This window comes from Andreprevotia chitinilytica DSM 18519, assembly GCF_000711875.1.
Taxonomy (GTDB): domain Bacteria; phylum Pseudomonadota; class Gammaproteobacteria; order Burkholderiales; family Chitinibacteraceae; genus Andreprevotia; species Andreprevotia chitinilytica.
Map to the genome: position 1 here is coordinate 87,831 of NZ_JONM01000015.1, position 17,287 is coordinate 105,117.

Consider the following 17,287-nt stretch of genomic DNA (forward strand, 5'->3'; position numbering starts at 1 on the left):
TACGTCCGTAAGAATTGGTAGTCAGGTATCGCAATTGTGCCGATTCGTTTCCAGAATTCAGAGCAGTAACGAGTAAAAAATCATGCTTCCCAAACGTCCGCTGAACCAACTGCTGCCTATCCGTTTTCGCAACGGTGAACAAGTGCGCCAGTTCTCCAAACCCTGCGTGCGTTGTGGCGCAATGCTCAACGCCAAGGATATGGAAGGCGCGGCGCGGTTGGTCGATGACCACATCGCCATTGCCGTGAAGGCACATTGCCCGGAATGCGGCGAAAACTTCGGTGTGGCCTGCGTGATCGACTCGGCCAAGCGGGTGCGCCGCGTGGTGATTCCGACTTGGGCATTCGGCTTGTACCTGCGCCGTTTGCCCTTGCAGGACGGCGAGCGCGAATTGCCACCGGCTGGCCGTCAAGCCGAAAGCGATGACATTGCGCCAGCCATTCCCACCCCGCCGCCTGCGCCGCAACACATCGTGCGTGGCGAAGAAGTCATCGGCCGCTACCTGGATAAGCCAATCCCGGCTTGGGTGCTGGTCGATGGCCGCCGCTTTGCCTTCGAGCGGATCGAGCTGGGCCAGAAGCTGGCCCCGCAGGAATTCCTGCTGGATGGCTGCCTGGTCTACAAGCTCTGATCGCCAAGGTTTAAACGAACCTGGCCTGGTCAGGTCAAACGCCGATGCCCGCGTCATTGGCACTTGGCTTGGCAAATCAAGCCGCTATAATCGCCAGCCCTATCCCGTTTACCGATCAGGCGGAGGTTCGCCATGCAACGCTCGATGCTCAAATCCAAGATTCACCGCGTGACCGCCACGCATGCCGAATTGCACTACGAAGGGTCATGCGCCATCGACGAGGATTTGCTCGACGCCGCCAATATCCGCGAATTCGAAGCTGTCGATATCTGGAACATCAACAATGGCGAGCGCTTCTCGACCTACGCGCTGAAGGCGGCGCGCGGCTCCGGCATCATCTCGGTCAATGGCTCTGCGGCGCGGCGTGCCCAGGTTGGCGATCTGTTGATCATCGCCACCTTCGCCCAGTATGAAGAAGCCGAAATCGCCAACCATCACCCATCGCTGGTGTATGTGGATTCGGCCAACAAGATCACGCAGGTGAATCGCGGCATTCCGACCCAGACGGCCTGATTGCAACGTGGGCATAAAAAAACCGGTTCCGATGAACCGGTTTTTTTATGCCCACCGTTTTTATGTCCATCATTTTGATGTGCGGCGTGTTGTGGCGTGAATCCACCACTCACCCAGCCGTCTGTCGGGCACGACCTGTTCCATCAGGGTCGTGGGCTACTCTCCCGGTGCCTTGAAAACTGTTTCAAACAGTTTTGCAGGCAATAAAAGATTCAATAAAACCAAACAGGAAGATGGAGGAGAACATGGCTTCGATGTCCGTTCTGGGCACGCGGCTGCTGGGCGCGGCTGCGCTCACGGTTTGCGTTGCAAGTGCTTATGCCGCGAGTTATCCGGCATGGAGCGCCACCACGATCTACACCGGTGGCGAATATGTCACCTTCCAGGGTTACAACTATCAGGCGCAGTGGTGGACGCAAGGCGATAGCCCCGCCACCAATTCCGGCCCGCAATACAGCGGCAAAGTCTGGCTGACATTGGGCGCAGCCACTGGCGCGACGCCCACCCCGGCCCCCACGCCAAAGCCAACCGCAACACCGGCCCCAACCCCGAAGCCCACGGCAACGCCAACACCGGTGCCGACTCCCAAGCCGACGGCTGTTCCTACGCCGACCCCAACCGCTACCCCGACGCCGACGCCCGTCCCCAGCGGATGCGACAACGCCAGCGTGATCACGGCTACGACGACCAGTGCCGGCGTAGCGCGCATCGGTTCAGTGTATTCGGCCACCTTGTACGACCCGACACTGACCACCACCAACACTACGCATCAACCGCAAAAGATCACCGTGCAAGTCACCCGTGCCGGTAGTCCGCTGGCCGGTTGCAAGGTGAGCTGGACGCCGCAGAACGGCACCGCCAGCGGCTGGGTCTTCCCGCTCAGTGACAAGAGCGACGCCAGCGGCAACGTCAGCGCGTGGTGGGTGGCTGGCACCGCCAGCTCGCAAGCGGTAACGGCCAGCATCCAGCATCAGGATGGCTCGCAACGCACGGCGCAGATCACCGGCCAGGCGTATCCGCACCAGACGCGCGCCAACTCCATCCACATCAACTGGAGCACCGGCACTTGGGACCGCTTCACTGTGGATGTCACCCCGCAAACCTGGGGTCCGACCACTTACTATTCGGCGGTCAACTGGGTGGGTGCGTATACCGGCATCCAGTCCGGGCAGCTGCTGTTCTCGGTGTGGGACGTGAATGGCGTGAGCCCAACGGTGATCGACCAGGGCATGGCGACCACCTGCAAGAACTTCGGCGGCGAGGGCACCGGCATCCAGTGCTTGCTGCCGTTTACGCCGCAGGTGAACGTGGCCTATCGCTTCGAAGTCGACATCGATCCGACCACCGACGGCCGTACCGATTACACGGTGTACTTCACCGACATGAGCAATGGCGTGCGCAAGAAATTCGCCACCCTGCGCTATCCGACCACGGTCAGCGCCTGGTACGCATCCGGCTTTGTCGAGGACTGGTCGGACGCCCAAGCCAACTGCATCGCCAACCCGGCCCGCATCGCCTATTTCGGCAACGTGCAATACCGCGATAAAGCGACCAACCAGTGGGTGAAGGTCACCAAGGCCAGTGGCGATGCCGTCTACACGCCGACGCACAACGAAATCTGCAGCAATTACCAGTTCGGCGTCGAGAGCGGCAACTTCAAGCTCAGCACCGGTGGCGACGCGGTTGGGCAGCCGCTCAACCTGCCGGGCGGCCCGACTTCGGTGAGCATGACGCTGCCGTAGTGGGCGTTGAATGTAGCCCGGACGGCTTTGCCGGCCGGGGTGACGGCGCTACTTGGGGCCGTGAGGCCCCGGCCGCGACGCGTCCGGGCTACGTGTTGCGCAGCTGATACAGCGGGTGCAACGGAGAAAAGTCCCCGGTCTGCTTTGCTGAATCGAGCCAGCTGCAATGCGGCCTGGACGGCTTCATGTAGACATCCGTACCAAATATCAGACTTTGCTGTTTTTGTTGATTTCGTAAGTTAAGCTGCGCATCGCCAGTCAGCTAGTCCGCTGGCAAGGGCAAGACTAAAAGCAAGACAAAACAAGACTAATCAGGAGACGAGTGCATGTTCCAGAATTCCGCTTTCGGGGTACGGTATGTCGCCGTGGCCGCGGTGATGGTTGCCGCAGCCGGCGCACACGCCGCGAGTTATCCGGCATGGAGTGCCACCAAGATCTACACCGGTGGCGAATATGTCACCTTCCAAGGCAACAACTATCAGGCGCAGTGGTGGACACAAGGCGATAGCCCCGCCACCAATTCCGGCCCGCAATACAGCGGCAAGGTCTGGTTGCCGGTTGGCGCTGCGACCGGGGCGACGCCTACTCCGGCACCCACGCCGAAGCCGACTGCAACACCGGTTCCAACACCGAAACCCACGGCAACGCCAGCACCAACCGCTGCCCCGACACCCAAGCCGACGGTTGTACCCACGCCGGTTGCGACGCCCAGACCCACGGCGACGCCGGTCCCCACGGTCGTTCCGACCCCGGTGGCCACGCCAGTGCCGACAGCTACACCGACACCAACGCCGGTTTCCAGCATCGTGCCGCCGCGTGCGATCACGCTGGAGCAACCGGGCGACATCGGCAAGCTGCGCGCCGCGCAACTGCGCAGCTTCAATCACACGCCGTTCCAGTCCACTGGTTACTGGGTGCAGACCGGCGACGTGCTGGTGGTGAACTACTACTACACCGGCGCCGCGCCGAGCCATAATCCGGAAATCTGGATTCACAGCATCGATGACGACACTTGGAACTACGACACCGACCAAAAGGTCGCGCTCGGCGTCGGCAGCACCACCATCACCGCCAGCAAGACCGGCGCGGTGTACGTGTCGGTGTTCAACGACCCGACTGGCGGCGAGATGAACGTCGAACTGACCTCGGGCGGCCGCATCATGCCGCGCTTCGTGCTCGGCCAGCACACGGCGGCGCAGTGGCAGCAGATGCTTTCCACCTACAGCACGGCGCCGTATGGCGAGCTGGTTGGCAACCGCATGATGCTGACGGCCACGTTGCCGAAGGTGCAGAAGTTCGCCACCGATCCGGTCGGCCTGATGACCAAGTGGGATCAGATCGTCACGCTCGAAGACCAGCAATATGGCATCGCGCCGACCAATACCTGGCCGAACATCACGGACAAGCACCGCTACCACTTCGTCGAACTGCCGACCTACACCGGCTGGATGTATTCGTGGCAATACCGGATGGCCAGCGCCCCGGCGGATGCCGCGATTGGTTCGGTGTTGAACGCGGCCACGCTGGGTTCGGATGGCTGGGGCCCGTGGCACGAACTCGGCCACCAGCACCAGCTCGGCCCGATGACGTGGGACGGCCAGACTGAAGTGACGGTGAACCTGTCGTCCGCCTATGTGCAGCGGTCGCTTGGCTTGGCTAGCCGCTTTGAAACCGGCGGTGTCTGGACCAAGACCTTCGCTTATCTGGCCCAGTCGACGCGTGACTTCACGGCACAGTCCGATCTGTTCGTGCGTGCGACCATGTTCTGGCAGCTCGATCTCGCCTTCGGCAGCGACTTCTACGCCAGGCTCGGCACGTATATGCGCAGCCTGCCGTCGTCGCAATTGCCGACCACCAGCGATGCCAGGATTCAGTTCTACATCCTGAGTGCGAGCAAGGTGTCCGGCTACGACCTCACGCCGTTCTTCCAGCAATGGGGTGTGCCGGTTGCCGCGGCGACCACCACCAGCATCAATGCCTTGGCGCTCAAGCCGTTGACGGCACCGATCTGGGAAAACCGCGACAGCAACGTGAAGTACAAGCTGTACTGATTCATTGCTCTGTTCGTACCGCAGCAAGAGGAAAGCCGGGCGTGATTGCCCGGCTTTTTTCTTGGGCGCGGGGGTACGGCAAGCGCAAGCTGACGAAGCCGCGCCGATGTGTACAATCTTTGCTATTCCTCAAGAGCCCCGCCAGAGCCTGAACCCTCGTGCCGCGTCGTCATCTCGCTACCCTGATCCTGCTGTGCCTGGCGCTGCTTTGGCAGCCCGTGCAAGCGGTGCGTGCCGCCAAAGCGCAAGCGGCGATGCTCACAGGGTTGGCGCTGTGCTCCGCTTCGCCGTCGACCAAGCAGAAGCTGCCAGCGGGCGAGCTGGCGCGACATCACGCGCATGACTGCTGCCAGCCCAATACGGGCAATGGCGTGTTGCCTTCCGCAACCATCGCGGCACCGTCGCCAATCTCTGCAGCGGCACCGCAGGCGCTGCCGCTATCGCCGCTGGTGGAGCACCCGCCACCGCAACAACGCGCCCGTGATCCACCGTCCCGCGTGGTTTGATTGCCATCGCTTCGTTTTCCACGCTTTGAGGACTTTCCAATCATGTTGATTCGCAAATTGCTGCTCGTCGCCGCACTCGGCTGCACCGCCCTGATGGCTTCTGCCCACGAATACACCGCCGGCGATCTGTTCGTTCACCACCCCTGGGCGCGTGCTACCGCACCCGGTGCCAAGAATGGCGGCGTGTTCCTGCTGGTGAAAAACAAGGGCAACCAGCCCGACCAGCTCATCGGCGCGCAGACCGATGTCGCCGAACAAGCCGGCCTGCATGAAATGAAGATGGATAACGGCGTGATGAAGATGGGGCCAGTGCCGGCCGTCGAGGTACCGGCCAAGGGCGAGGTCGAACTCAAGCCGGGCAGCTACCACGTCATGCTGGTGAACCTGAAGGCCCCGTTGAAAGCGGGCGACAAGTTTCCGCTGACCCTGACCTTCAAGCGTGCCGGGCAGGTGAAGGTGGAAGTGAAGGTGGAGGCGATGGGGGCGAAGGCGGAGGAGATGCATCAGCATCCGCAATAGGACGCTTGCTCCCTGTAGTCCGGACGGCTTCGCCGGCGGAGGCTTCGTCTCAGGTGTCGCTCCCCGGCCGGCAAAGCCGTCCGGGCTACGGGGGGCTGCGGTTTTCTCCCCTCGCCCGTTTACGGGAGAGGGGCCCGGGGGTGAGGGTGCTTGCCAGGGCCGCGTTCTTTTCACGACCCTCTCCCTAACCCTCTCCCACTTTCCCTGAACAAGGCTAAAAGCCTTGCACGGGATGTGAGAGGGGACAAATGTTGCGCTGACTTCAAATCTCATCTCTCAATCCACATTCCAACCCCTACGAAAACCCCCGCAACCAAAAGGTGCGGGGTTTCTTCATTGCCGGGGCACTGCCGTATCATCACGGTCTAGCTATTTTGGATACCCGCCATGAGTACCACTGCCGTCAAAGACTACCTGCTGAGCCTGCAGCAAAACATCGTCGCCACGCTGGAGCAATACGACGGCGGCACTTTCATCGTCGATGAGTGGGTTCGCCCGGCTGGCGGTGGCGGCATCAGCCGCGTGATCGAGGATTCGGCGTTGCTGGAGCGTGGCGGCGTGTTGTTCAGCCACGTGATGGGCGACGCCATGCCGGCCTCCGCCACTGCGCACCGGCCGCATTTGGCAGGCTGCAAATGGGAGGCGATGGGCGTGTCGCTGGTGCTGCACCCGCGCAACCCGTACATCCCGACCGTGCACATGAACGTGCGTTGCTTCCGTGCCTTCGCAGAGGGGCAAGAGGACGTGTTCTGGTTCGGCGGCGGCATGGATCTCACGCCTTATTACGGTAGCGAGACGGATGCGCGGCACTTTCACGCCAGCTGCAAAAACGCGCTCGACCCGTTCGGCGATAGCTACCACCCCAAGTTCAAGGCGTGGTGCGATACCTACTTCTTCCTCAAGCATCGCAACGAAGCACGCGGCATTGGCGGCGTGTTCTTCGACGATTTTTCTGAGCTGGGTTTTGAGGGCAGCTTCGCCCTGATGCGCTCGATCGGCGATGCCTTCCTGCCGGCTTATATCCCCATCGTCGAGCGTTGCCGAGATACCGAATACGGCAAGCGCGAGCGGGATTGGCAAAGCTACCGGCGCGGGCGTTATGTTGAATTCAATCTGGTGTGGGATCGCGGCACGTTGTTCGGGCTGCAATCGGGTGGGCGTACCGAATCGATCTTGTGCTCGATGCCGCCGAGTGCCAGCTGGCGCTATGACTGGCAGCCTGAGGCTGGCACACCCGAGGCGCGGCTGTTGACGGATTTCTTGCCGGTAAGGGATTGGTTGGCGTGAGTAGTGCGCTTCACGGAGCGATTGCTCAAAGGCTCTGACAACAGCAAGTCCCCGCTGCAATTCCCTCCTTCCGCGAAGGGGGGAATATTCCGCACAGCACGTAGCCCGGACGGCTTGCCGGCCGGGGCAGCCATGTGGGCAAGTCCTGTACCGCATGGAGAATGGGCACCAACCCCGGCCGGCAAGCCGTCCGGGCTACACAAGCAGCCCGTAGGGTGCAATAAGCGCAGCGCATTGCGCCGAATCCGTGACCAGAACCACACCATGCGGCGCATTACGGTCGATAGCCTAATGCGCCCTGCAGAGCGCTATCACGCAGCAAGATCGTGAATAGCCTTTACCACCCCGATTCCCGCCAAAGCACCGGTCTGGTGCGATTCTGTCCTGATTTGTGCATCAACTCAGCTGAATATTACATTGGTATGTAGCCTCCGCTGGCGCAGGATTTTGTGAGGCTTGCAGCATGGCAAGCCCGAACCGGATGCACCAAATAAGTGCCGGTCCTACCTACATTCAGCTGGAGTCGAAAATGATGCAGAAATCAAAAAGAAATGTGCTGGCCGCGTTGATGATCGCCGCCGGCGTGGTCTTGTGTAGTGCCGGTGCACAAGCGGCAGACAAACTGGTGTTGGGCTTTGCGCAGGTTGGCGCGGAAAGCGAATGGCGCACCGCCAATACCGAGTCGGTCAAGAGCAGCGCCAAGGAGGCGGGCGTCGAGCTCAAGTTTTCCGATGCGCAGCAAAAGCAGGAAAACCAGATCAAGGCGATCCGCTCCTACATCGCTCAAAAAGTGGATGTGATCGCGTTCTCGCCAGTGGTCGAATCCGGCTGGGAGCCGGTGCTGCGTGAAGCCAAAGCAGCGAAAATTCCGGTGATCCTGACCGACCGCGCGGTGAAGGTCAGCGACGATTCGCTCTATACCTCGTTCATCGGTTCGGACTTCCTCGAAGAAGGCCGGCGCGGTGGGCGTTGGCTGGCGGATCACTACAAGGGCGTGACTGGCCCGATCGCCATTGCCGAGCTGCAAGGCACCGTCGGTTCCGCCCCGGCCATCGATCGCCACAATGGCCTGATCGAAGTGATCAAGAGCGATGACCGTTTCAAGATCATCGCCAGCCAAAGCGGCGATTTCACCCGCGCCGGCGGCAAGCAGGTGATGGAAGCCTTCCTCAAGTCGCATGCCAAGGAGATCAACGTGGTCTACGCGCATAACGACGATATGGCCATCGGTGCGATCCAGGCGATCGAAGAGGCCGGCCTCAAGCCGGGCAAGGACATCATCGTGGTGTCGTTCGATGCCACCAAGGGCGGCTTCCAGGCCATGATGGCCGGCAAGATGAATGTCTCCGTCGAATGCAGCCCGCTGCTCGGGCCGCAACTGATGGAAACCGCCAAGCTGGTCGCTGCCGGCAAGCCGGTGCCCAAGCGCATCGTCACCAAGGAAACGGTGTACCCGATGGAAACGGCGGCAGCGGCGTTCCCTTCGCGCAAGTATTGATTTTCAGTTGAGGTGAGGGGTGAGGGGGAAGGGGTGAGGAGTTGGAGCAAGAAAACGTTTTACTCCGCAACCCTACCCCCTCACGTCTTGGCGCTGTGCCGAGATGTGAGCTTGTAGTTGGTTGTGAAGTGTAAAAGTGCTCTTCTGCTCCAACTCCTCACCCCTAACCCCTCACACCTCACGCTTTATTCATGGAGTCCTTCCATTGAACGCGAACACCCCCTTGCCCGCCGCACCGGCGCTACCCATCCTGCACATGCGCGGGATCGATAAGCGCTTCCCCGGCGTGCATGCACTGAAGAACGTCGAATTCCGTTTATTCCCCGGCGAAGTCCATACCCTGATGGGCCAGAACGGTGCTGGTAAATCCACCTTGATCAAGGTACTGACGGGCGTGCACCCGGCCGATGCCGGCGAGATCACGCTGGCCGGGCAGCAGGTGCACCTGACTGCACCGGAAGCTGCCGAGGCTGCCGGCATCCGCACCGTGTATCAGGAAGTGAACCTCTGCCCCAATCTCTCGGTGGCGGAGAACATCTACATTGGCCGCTTTCCCAAGCGCGCCGGCCGCATCGACTGGGCCACGCTCAATCGCGCCGCTGCTGACTTGTTGGCGGGTTTGGCGTTGCATATCGACGTCACCCGGCCACTGAATACCTACCCGATTGCCGTGCAGCAAATGGTCGCCATCGCCCGCGCTTTGAGCGTGGATGCGCGCATCCTGATTCTGGATGAACCGACCTCCAGCCTGGACGAAGACGAAGTACAGAAGCTGTTCACCGTGCTGCGCCAGCTCAAGGCGCGCGGCATGGCGATTCTGTTCGTTACGCATTTTCTGGAGCAGACCTACGGCATCTCCGACCGGATTACCGTGCTGCGCAACGGTGAGCTTGAGGGTGAATACCGGGTGGACGAACTCCCGCGGCTGACGCTGATTCACAAAATGGTCGGCCGCCAGATCGATCTGGAAAGCCTGAACCAGCCGCAAGCGAATGCCGCGACGGCAGGGGAGACCTTTCTCAATGCGCGAGATGCCGGGCATAGCGGCGGCGTACAGGGGCTGGATCTGGAAATCCGTGCCGGCGAAGTGCTGGGCTTGGGCGGATTGTTGGGATCGGGGCGGACGGAAACGGCGCGGCTGCTGTTCGGCGTGGATGGCTGTGACAGCGGGCAACTGGCGGTCGGCGGCAAGCAAGCGCACTTCAAATCGCCGCACGATGCCATTCAGCACGGCATCGGCTATTGCCCGGAAGACCGCAAGACCGAGGGCATCATCGCGGATTTGTCGGTGCGCGAGAACATCATCCTGGCGCTGCAGGCCAAGCGCGGCTTGTTCCGCTATCTGCCGAAAAAGCGCCAGTACGCGATTGCCGACGAGTACATCAAACAACTCGGCATCAAGACGCCGGATGCGGATCGGCCGATTGGCCTGCTGTCTGGCGGCAATCAGCAGAAAGCCTTGCTGGCACGCTGGATGGCGACCGATCCAAAGATGCTCATCCTCGACGAACCCACTCGCGGCATCGATGTCGCGGCCAAGCTGGAAATCATGGATCAAGTATTGGCGCTGACCCGCAAGGGGCTGGCGATCCTGTTCATTTCGTCCGAAATGGGCGAGGTGGTGCGCGTGAGCCATCGCATTGCCGTGCTGCGTGACCGGCGCAAGGTGGGCGAGCTGCCCGCTGGCAGCGTAGACGAGCAGGCGGTGTTTCAACTGATTGCCGGAGGTGAGCAATGAATCAGACCTCAAATACAGGCGGCATGCGTGCGCGTGGCGCGGCGCTGGCGCGTCATCCCTTGTTTTTACCGCTGCTGGCATTGGTGGCCTTGCTGCTGCTGAACCGGGCGTTCAATCCGCATTTCTTCCAGATCGTGAATCAGGATGGCCACTGGTTCGGCAGCCTGATCGACATCCTCAACCGCGCATCGCCGCTGGCCTTGGTGGCACTGGGCATGACGCCAGTGATCGCCACGCGGGGCGTGGATGTGTCGGTGGGTGCGGTGGTGGCGATCAGCGCGGCCACGGCGGCGGTGCTGATTGGCGGGCAGATGCATATCGTCAACGGCGTCGAGACGTATGCCTCCAACGTGCCGATGTCGGTGGCGATTCTTGCGGCGCTGGGCGTCGGGCTGTTGTGTGGTTTGTGGAACGGCACGCTGGTGGCCTGGGTGGGCATGCAGCCCATCATCGCTACGCTGATCCTGATGGTGGCCGGGCGCGGCATCGCGCAGCTGCTGACTGCTGGTCAGATCGTCACCATCTACTACCAGCCGTATTTCTATCTCGGCGCAGGCTATCTGTTCGGGCTGCCGTTCGCGGTGTATCTGGTCGCGGCGGTGCTGGGTTTGCTGTGGTGGTTGATGAAGCACACCGCGCTGGGCTTGTTCATCACCGCCATTGGCATCAATCCGGTGGCTTCCGGGTTTGCCGGCATCAAGGCACGGACGATCACGCTGTGCGTGTATGCCTTCTGTGGGCTGAGCGCTGGCTTGGCCGGGCTGCTCATCAGTTCCAACGTGAAAAGCGCCGACGGTAACAACGCCGGTTTGTTGATGGAGCTGGATGCGATTCTGGCGGTGACGCTCGGCGGTACTTCGCTCGGCGGCGGGCATTTCAGCCTGATCGGCACGCTGATTGGCGCATTGATCATCCAGACGCTGACGTATACGACTTACTCGATCGGCGTGCCGCCCGAGGCCAATCTGGTGGTGAAGGCCATCGTGGTGTTCGTGGTGTGCGTCACGCAATCGGATGTAGTGAAAAAGCTCGTCATCCGCGAGCGAATGACCTTGGAGGGCGGGCGATGAAACCGCTGAATTCGACTGAACGTTTCTCGTTGGGCCGGTTGTTCGATGCACGCCTGCTGCCGCTGCTGATCACGCTGGCGCTGTTCCTGCTGATGTTCGGCTATGGCTCGGTGGCCTATCGCGGCTTCTTTTCGCTGCAGGTGTTCCTCAACCTGTTCATCGACAACGCCTTTTTGCTGATCGTGGCGGTGGGCATGACCTTCGTGGTCATCTCAGGCGGCATCGATTTATCGGTGGGCGGCGTGGTGGCGGTGACGACGATGATCTCGGCGACGCTGATCCAGAATCATCACCTGTCGCTATGGGTGGTCACGCCGCTGGTGCTGGGCATGGGCGCGTTGTTCGGCGCGTTTCAGGGCGTGCTGATCCAGTACTTCCGGCTGCAGCCGTTCATCGTGACGCTGGGCGGGCTGTTTCTCACCCGTGGCCTGTGTTTCTTGATCAATATCGAATCGATCACCATCACCGATCCGGTCTACACCAGCCTGGCGGAATATCGCTTTGCCATTTTCGGCTGCTTCGTCTCGGCCAACGTTGTCATCGCGCTGGTGGTGTTTGCGGTGGCGATCTGGCTGGCGCACTACAGCACCTTCGGCCGGGTGATCTACGCCATTGGCGGCAACGAGCGCTCCGCCATGCTGATGGGCCTGCCGGTGGCGCGTACCAAGGTGCTGGTGTACACGCTCTCCGGCTTCTGCGCCGCGCTGGGCGGGGTGACGTTCACGTTCTACATGCTGTCCGGCTACGGCCTGCACGCGCAGGGCATGGAGCTGGATGCGCTGGCGGCGACGGTGATCGGTGGCACGCTGCTCACCGGCGGCGTCGGCTACATCACCGGCACCTTGTTCGGCGTGATGATCCTCGGCGTGATCCAGACGCTGATCACCTTCGACGGCACGCTCAGCTCGTGGTGGACACGCATCGCTATCGGCGCGTTGCTGTGCATCTTCTGCGTGATGCAACGGCTGCTGGAGCGGCATTCCACCGGCAAGAAGCGTGATTCGATCGGACATCAGAAGGGAGTGAAGGCCGCACCGCCTGCGCGCCAGCCAGAGGCCGCATCGCTCGGGCCGAATTTGACGCTGGAGCAGCCGCACGGGGTGTGATGCGGCGTGGCTTGAGCTAGCCTTGTCTGAATTTGATGCCCGAATTCGATAGGGAGAAACGACCGTGGCCGAGCTACTGATTACCCCCGGCGACATCACCACGCTGGCGGTCGATGCCATCGTCAACGCCGCCAACTCCTCGCTGCTGGGCGGTGGCGGCGTCGATGGCGCCATCCACCGCGCCGCCGGGCCGGAGCTGCTGGCGGAATGCCGCACCCTGCACGGCTGCCCGACCGGGCAAGCGCGCATCACCAAGGGCTACCGGCTGCCGGCCCGATTTGTCATCCACACCGTCGGCCCGGTCTGGCACGGCGGCGGGCAGGGCGAGGCGGCATTGCTGGCGAGCTGCTATCGCGAAAGCCTGAAACTGGCCGAGGCGAACGGCCTTGCCAGCGTTGCTTTTCCAGCGATCAGTTGCGGGGTGTATGGCTATCCGCTGGCGGCGGCCGTCGATATTGCCGTGACGACCGTGCGCCAGTACGTGGCAGGCGGCAGTGGCATCCAGACGGTGCACTTCGTGCCGTTTGGCGCGGCGGCGGAGGCTGCATATCGGGCTCGGCTGGCGGTGGGCTGAGCGGCAGACACCAATCCAAAGCAGTTCGTAGGTTGAGCGCAGCGAAGCCCAACAATCTCGGCAATGCATGTACGGCAAGCGTTGGTTGTGGGTGCGTGACAGCAGCCTGTCGCCTCCAGAACCGGGTGTACGTCAACGCAGCCGGAAGCAAGCCATACTCAAGCTGTCTGAAGGCACGGAGTGCGAATCCATGCTGCGCTTGATGAAGCCCGCGTTATCCGGACTTTTATCCTGCTTGTTATTGGTCAGCCCGTTACTCCACGGTGCCGGCCTGCAATTGATCACCGAAGAACTTCCGCCATTGAGTTTCACCAGAGACGGTCAATTGCACGGCTGCGCCTATGAGATGGTCGAAGAAATCCAGCGCCGCACAGGGAGCGAGGTTCCTGTTCAAGTCATGCCGTGGGCGCGCGGTTACTACATTGCGCAGCATGAACCGATGACAGGCTTGTTCACCGCCCTACGAATTCCGGAGCGGGAAAAGCTGTTCCAGTGGGTCGGGCCAATCAGTGGCGGCACAGTCAATTTTTATGCGCGGCGCGGTAGCAAGCTGATGATCCGGAGCATTGACGACGCTAAAGCCGTCAGCCATGTCTTGATTACGCGCTCTTCCTATGCCGAACAAATGCTGACGAACATGGGGTTTACCAATCTGGAGCCGGTCAAAACAAACGACATCATGGCTCGGATGTTGCTGCATGACCGCGCCCCGTTGATGCTGGAAGTCAGTGACGTGGTGCCTGCCGAATTGGCAAGAAACAATGCCAAGCCAAGCGATGTCGAGGCTGTTTATTCGATTGGCAAGGCAGAGGGCTATATCGCTTTTTCGCTCGCCACGCCATCCAGTCTGGTCAGCCAGTGGCAGCGTACGCTGGATGACATGAAGCGGGATGGCAGCTTTCAGGCGATCTTTGGCAAATGCTTTCCGGGTGCTCCGATTCCAGGCATTGCGGGGCCGGCTGGATTGCCGGCCAGCCCTCCTGCAAAAAACTGAAGCTGGGGTAGCTGTGTAGTCCGTAGGGCGCAATCCCCGCAGGGCATTGCGCCGCACATGCTGAAATCTCGCTTGGAATGGCAGATCGCCGATTTGCAACCTCGGCGGGCTGCTATGCGATGCAAAACATATATCTGACGCGTCAGACTATGTTGACGAAGCCCCCTTAAATTACGACGACCGAGATGCGGCGCAATGCCCTGCGGGGATTGCGCCCTACGTGCTCAGCAGCCGGCCGTTAGCCTCATTGCGCCTTCGTGTGGCGGAACTGCTCTAACGCTTGTGCAACCGCGTCTTCGGGGGCCTGCGGGATAATGTTGATGGGGATGACGACCTCGCAATCCACTGGCTCCGCGCCCTCGATGGTCAGTTCGACGATGCGGTTGCCAATGACGCTGTGAAAGTAGCGGGCAAAGTCCTCCACATCTTGCTCTGTGGTATCGGCGCTCTGCCGAACACTGCTTTCATTGAGCAGCGTATGCATCCGACCAGTTGCCACGTTCATCAAAAACGCCAGAACAATGGTTTTGCGAGCGTTGTGTGCAGCTAGTTGCACCGAGCCATCGCCACTCCCCACAGGAAGCAGTGTCATGGATTGGAACTGTGCTGCGGGTCGATCTGGCCATAGCCTGATAGTTACCGTTGCGCCGTCCAGCTTACCCAAGTCTTTGACGTCATCCACATAGCCGCCAGCCTTAAGGGTTTCGACCGCTTTCGGTGTCATGAGCACCTGCCATGGCGCTACGCGGTCTCTCTTCTCGTAGAGATCCATCTCGTCGGGCACACCCGCATCGACTTTGACATAGCGAGTGGCCAGTGCAGCAATGATGTCTAAGTCAGCGGCGATGCGCGTCCGATCCTCCGGGATATCCGGATCAACAGTGGTTCCCGAAATACTGGCGTGTGCGACTGCGCAGCGCCCTGAGTCGTACAAGTGCTTGTTAACGTTAATCTGCTGCGCCTGTAGTTCACTGACCCGCTTCGCCGCGTCACCATCAAGCTGTGGCAGATTTTGCTCGACCCACGTCACCCTAGCTTGAGATACAAACTGGCTCTCGATGACCTTGAAGAAGCTCAGGAACGAATATGGCTCGTGCACGTACCGCAGACGGCGGCCCTCACGGAGAAAGGCAAGCGCCATACGCACCTGGTCGTCTTCGATGATGGGCAAGTGATTGCAGCTGAAAGTCTTGTGGCCGCCCAACGTCAAGGTTGTGACTGCATCCTGCAGGCTGACGTGCAAGATAGGACTCCCCGCCCATGTCCGCATACCGGTGATGTCTACGTATCCGCGTTTGAAGTATCCCAGCAATGAGACAAAACGGTAGAGCCGAGACAGAGCCTCGTCGATTTGTTTGTTATCACATGGTGTGCTGATGGTCGGCGACGTAGTCCGCCCATCCGCTTGTTGGTTGGCACCGCGCAGAAGGTATTCTTGGCTGTTGTATTGGAGCCAAACGTCTTCCTGTGGCCATGCCAGGGACGAAACGACACCAACGGTAAGCCAGCCATGCTTACCCTGAATCTTCGCGGTAGCTTCGTCGCCGAAGAGGTGCGGAACGTAGGGAGTTTTCATACTCAACATAATAGGCGGCCAGCCGGGTAGGGCGGAACACCCAAAGGGCGTTCCGCCGCATCTAACTATCGCCTAACGCCGATCCATCGGCCGCAATGCTCCAAGCCGTTGCATGGTCTCGTAGCGGAGCGTATCCAACCCGAAATGCCATTCCTCAGTCAGAAACGCGCCGACTTTGGCCAGATGGTGCAGATCCGATTCCGGCTCGCTCATGGCGATCATGGAGCGGAACACGCCTCCCAGCTGGGCGATGCGATCCAGGCCGATGTCGGCGACGTTGTTGAAATCGTCGAGGGGCAGCATGGGTGGGGTGGATGGGCTGTGGCGATCAAGCATGGCGGCCTCCGTTGCGGGGGCAACGAGCCATCCGTCGGCGATTTGTGAACACGCCCGCTTGCCACGCCTGCATCGCGGCGCGTTGCTGTTCCGCTAGCCGGCTGCCGTCGCGTGCCAGTTGATAGGTGGTCGTTCGTGGATCGATCAGGTTGGTCAGGATGGTAAAGATTCGATCCAGCTCGGCGAAACTGTCGCGGGCTTGCGCGATGAGGTGATCGAGGTCGGGTGGTGCTGGGGTGCTATGAGGTGAGTTGGGCATGATTAGCCTCCGATAGTTTGCGGGCTATGCCCGCTCCTTCGCTTCCAAACGAAGGGGGCGGGCGCAAGGCAGGATTGGAAGACCGGCACTATCGGAAACCGGCAGCCCGAAGGCTCCCCACCTTTGCCCGCCACAGAGGACGTACCAAGGGTGTTGCGAACATAAAAATAGCTGCGAAAAGCAGCTGTTCGCCGATAGATATCCGGGCTTCCAAACCCGATCGCGCTATTGAACGTGACTCCGCAAAACTACCCGACCCGTGCCAAGCTGGTCAAGACAGGCTGGCACACCGTATCCGTAGCCCGGACGGCTTGCCGGCCGGGGTGACGACGTTGGCCGACTCCACCGGCGTGGATACGTTGAACCAACCCCGGCCGCAGAACGCGTCCGGGCTACGTGGGCGGCCTTGGTCGGATGGGGGGGGGCGCCATGTAGGCCGGGTCGTTCGACCCGTGCGTAGCGACGCGTCACATGTCCGCCGAATTCGCGGGTTACGCTTTGTGGGGCTAACCCGCCCTACGCCGTCTTGCTCTCTACCCGCGCCAGTTCGTAGGTTGAGCGCAGCGAAGCCCAACATGGGTTGCCGAGGATTGCGCCAATGTTGGGCTTCGTTGCGTGTTCAGCCGGGAGACATAGGTAACACTTGTCGGGAGACATGGGTAACACCTTTTATGATCATCGCCTTGCCATTCACAGGAGCAGGCGATGCCTTGGAAGGAGTATTCCACCATGTCCTCACGCCACGAATTCGTCTTGCTGGCCCAAGCCCCTGGCGCCAATGTCCGTGCGCTGTGCCACGCCTTCAACATCAGCCCCAAGACCGGCTACAAATGGCTGGCCCGCTTCGCTGAACACGGCGCCGCCGGGTTGCAGGATCGCTCCCGCCG

At 60.9% G+C, this 17,287-nt stretch carries 17 protein-coding genes; 14 read left to right on the forward strand and 3 right to left on the reverse strand.

Annotated features, from left to right (window positions below):
• The first annotated feature begins 82 nt into the window (after positions 1 to 82).
• From BR41_RS17070 to BR41_RS17130, 13 genes are all read left to right on the forward strand, one after another.
• Positions 83 to 631, forward strand: a complete 549-nt coding sequence (locus tag BR41_RS17070; RefSeq protein ID WP_035059406.1) for a hypothetical protein — start codon at positions 83 to 85, stop codon at positions 629 to 631.
• A gap of 132 nt (positions 632 to 763) precedes the next feature.
• Positions 764 to 1,144, forward strand: coding sequence for an aspartate 1-decarboxylase (gene panD / locus BR41_RS17075; protein ID WP_035059408.1), 381 nt, complete (start codon positions 764 to 766; stop codon positions 1,142 to 1,144).
• A gap of 245 nt (positions 1,145 to 1,389) precedes the next feature.
• Positions 1,390 to 2,886, forward strand: a complete 1,497-nt coding sequence (locus BR41_RS25460) for a DUF3472 domain-containing protein (protein WP_211251786.1) — start codon at positions 1,390 to 1,392, stop codon at positions 2,884 to 2,886.
• Positions 2,887 to 3,212: 326 nt separating this feature from the next.
• Positions 3,213 to 4,937: a M60 family metallopeptidase gene (locus tag BR41_RS25465; RefSeq protein ID WP_051711236.1), complete on the forward strand. Its 1,725-nt coding sequence runs from the start codon at positions 3,213 to 3,215 to the stop codon at positions 4,935 to 4,937.
• A 158-nt stretch (positions 4,938 to 5,095) separates the two neighbouring features.
• Entirely contained in the window at positions 5,096 to 5,443 is a 348-nt protein-coding gene (locus BR41_RS17090; RefSeq protein ID WP_035059410.1) for a hypothetical protein, read from the forward strand.
• Between the two features lie 42 nt (positions 5,444 to 5,485).
• On the forward strand, positions 5,486 to 5,962 hold the full coding sequence (locus tag BR41_RS17095; RefSeq protein WP_035059412.1) for a copper chaperone PCu(A)C: 477 nt from the start codon (positions 5,486 to 5,488) through the stop codon (positions 5,960 to 5,962).
• A gap of 387 nt (positions 5,963 to 6,349) precedes the next feature.
• Positions 6,350 to 7,249 carry an oxygen-dependent coproporphyrinogen oxidase gene (gene hemF / locus BR41_RS17100; RefSeq protein WP_035059414.1) on the forward strand — a complete coding sequence of 300 codons (900 nt, stop codon included), beginning with the start codon at positions 6,350 to 6,352 and terminating at the stop codon, positions 7,247 to 7,249.
• Between the two features lie 529 nt (positions 7,250 to 7,778).
• Positions 7,779 to 8,747: an ABC transporter substrate-binding protein gene (locus BR41_RS17105; RefSeq protein ID WP_211251787.1), complete on the forward strand. Its 969-nt coding sequence runs from the start codon at positions 7,779 to 7,781 to the stop codon at positions 8,745 to 8,747.
• A 205-nt stretch (positions 8,748 to 8,952) separates the two neighbouring features.
• Complete coding sequence (locus BR41_RS17110; protein WP_211251788.1) at positions 8,953 to 10,485, forward strand: sugar ABC transporter ATP-binding protein; 1,533 nt, start codon at positions 8,953 to 8,955, stop codon at positions 10,483 to 10,485.
• Positions 10,482 to 11,555 carry an ABC transporter permease gene (locus BR41_RS17115; protein WP_051711238.1) on the forward strand — a complete coding sequence of 358 codons (1,074 nt, stop codon included), beginning with the start codon at positions 10,482 to 10,484 and terminating at the stop codon, positions 11,553 to 11,555. The genes BR41_RS17110 and BR41_RS17115 overlap by 4 nt, the downstream gene beginning before the upstream one ends.
• Positions 11,552 to 12,661: a galactofuranose ABC transporter, permease protein YjfF gene (gene yjfF / locus BR41_RS17120; RefSeq protein WP_035059418.1), complete on the forward strand. Its 1,110-nt coding sequence runs from the start codon at positions 11,552 to 11,554 to the stop codon at positions 12,659 to 12,661. Before BR41_RS17115 ends, yjfF begins: the two co-directional genes overlap by 4 nt.
• Positions 12,662 to 12,725: 64 nt before the next feature.
• Complete coding sequence (locus BR41_RS17125) at positions 12,726 to 13,235, forward strand: O-acetyl-ADP-ribose deacetylase (protein ID WP_035059420.1); 510 nt, start codon at positions 12,726 to 12,728, stop codon at positions 13,233 to 13,235.
• 190 nt (positions 13,236 to 13,425) lie between these two features.
• Positions 13,426 to 14,229, forward strand: a complete 804-nt coding sequence (locus BR41_RS17130) for a substrate-binding periplasmic protein (protein ID WP_169741325.1) — start codon at positions 13,426 to 13,428, stop codon at positions 14,227 to 14,229.
• Positions 14,230 to 14,473: 244 nt separating this feature from the next.
• Here the strand turns inward: BR41_RS17130 and mauJ are convergent, their stop codons facing one another.
• The 3 genes from mauJ to BR41_RS17145 all read right to left on the reverse strand — a co-directional run bounded on the left by mauJ (position 14,474) and on the right by BR41_RS17145 (position 16,400).
• Positions 14,474 to 15,805 carry a methylamine utilization protein MauJ gene (mauJ, locus tag BR41_RS17135; RefSeq protein WP_156970768.1) on the reverse strand — a complete coding sequence of 444 codons (1,332 nt, stop codon included), beginning with the start codon at positions 15,803 to 15,805 and terminating at the stop codon, positions 14,474 to 14,476.
• 72 nt (positions 15,806 to 15,877) lie between these two features.
• Entirely contained in the window at positions 15,878 to 16,141 is a 264-nt protein-coding gene (locus tag BR41_RS17140) for a hypothetical protein (RefSeq protein WP_035059425.1), read from the reverse strand.
• Positions 16,134 to 16,400, reverse strand: coding sequence for a hypothetical protein (locus BR41_RS17145; protein WP_035059427.1), 267 nt, complete (start codon positions 16,398 to 16,400; stop codon positions 16,134 to 16,136). The genes BR41_RS17140 and BR41_RS17145 overlap by 8 nt, the downstream gene beginning before the upstream one ends.
• A gap of 705 nt (positions 16,401 to 17,105) precedes the next feature.
• Here BR41_RS17145 and BR41_RS23740 point away from each other — a divergent pair.
• On the forward strand, positions 17,106 to 17,287 hold a 182-nt coding region (locus BR41_RS23740), incomplete at its 3' end, for a helix-turn-helix domain-containing protein (protein ID WP_156970769.1).

Excerpts from the sequence above, each read along its gene's own strand:
- BR41_RS17070 (WP_035059406.1), top strand. The coding sequence starts at position 83 with ATGCTTCCCAAACGTCCGCTGAACCAACTGCTGCCTATCCGTTTTCGC.
- panD (WP_035059408.1), top strand. The coding sequence starts at position 764 with ATGCAACGCTCGATGCTCAAATCCAAGATTCACCGCGTGACCGCCACG.
- BR41_RS25460 (WP_211251786.1), top strand. The coding sequence starts at position 1,390 with ATGGCTTCGATGTCCGTTCTGGGCACGCGGCTGCTGGGCGCGGCTGCG.
- BR41_RS25465 (WP_051711236.1), top strand. The coding sequence starts at position 3,213 with ATGTTCCAGAATTCCGCTTTCGGGGTACGGTATGTCGCCGTGGCCGCG.
- BR41_RS17095 (WP_035059412.1), top strand. The coding sequence starts at position 5,486 with ATGTTGATTCGCAAATTGCTGCTCGTCGCCGCACTCGGCTGCACCGCC.
- hemF (WP_035059414.1), top strand. The coding sequence starts at position 6,350 with ATGAGTACCACTGCCGTCAAAGACTACCTGCTGAGCCTGCAGCAAAAC.
- BR41_RS17105 (WP_211251787.1), top strand. The coding sequence starts at position 7,779 with ATGATGCAGAAATCAAAAAGAAATGTGCTGGCCGCGTTGATGATCGCC.
- BR41_RS17115 (WP_051711238.1), top strand. The coding sequence starts at position 10,482 with ATGAATCAGACCTCAAATACAGGCGGCATGCGTGCGCGTGGCGCGGCG.
- yjfF (WP_035059418.1), top strand. The coding sequence starts at position 11,552 with ATGAAACCGCTGAATTCGACTGAACGTTTCTCGTTGGGCCGGTTGTTC.
- BR41_RS17130 (WP_169741325.1), top strand. The coding sequence starts at position 13,426 with ATGCTGCGCTTGATGAAGCCCGCGTTATCCGGACTTTTATCCTGCTTG.
- mauJ (WP_156970768.1), bottom strand. The coding sequence starts at position 15,805 with ATGAAAACTCCCTACGTTCCGCACCTCTTCGGCGACGAAGCTACCGCG.
- BR41_RS17140 (WP_035059425.1), bottom strand. The coding sequence starts at position 16,141 with ATGCTTGATCGCCACAGCCCATCCACCCCACCCATGCTGCCCCTCGAC.
- BR41_RS17145 (WP_035059427.1), bottom strand. The coding sequence starts at position 16,400 with ATGCCCAACTCACCTCATAGCACCCCAGCACCACCCGACCTCGATCAC.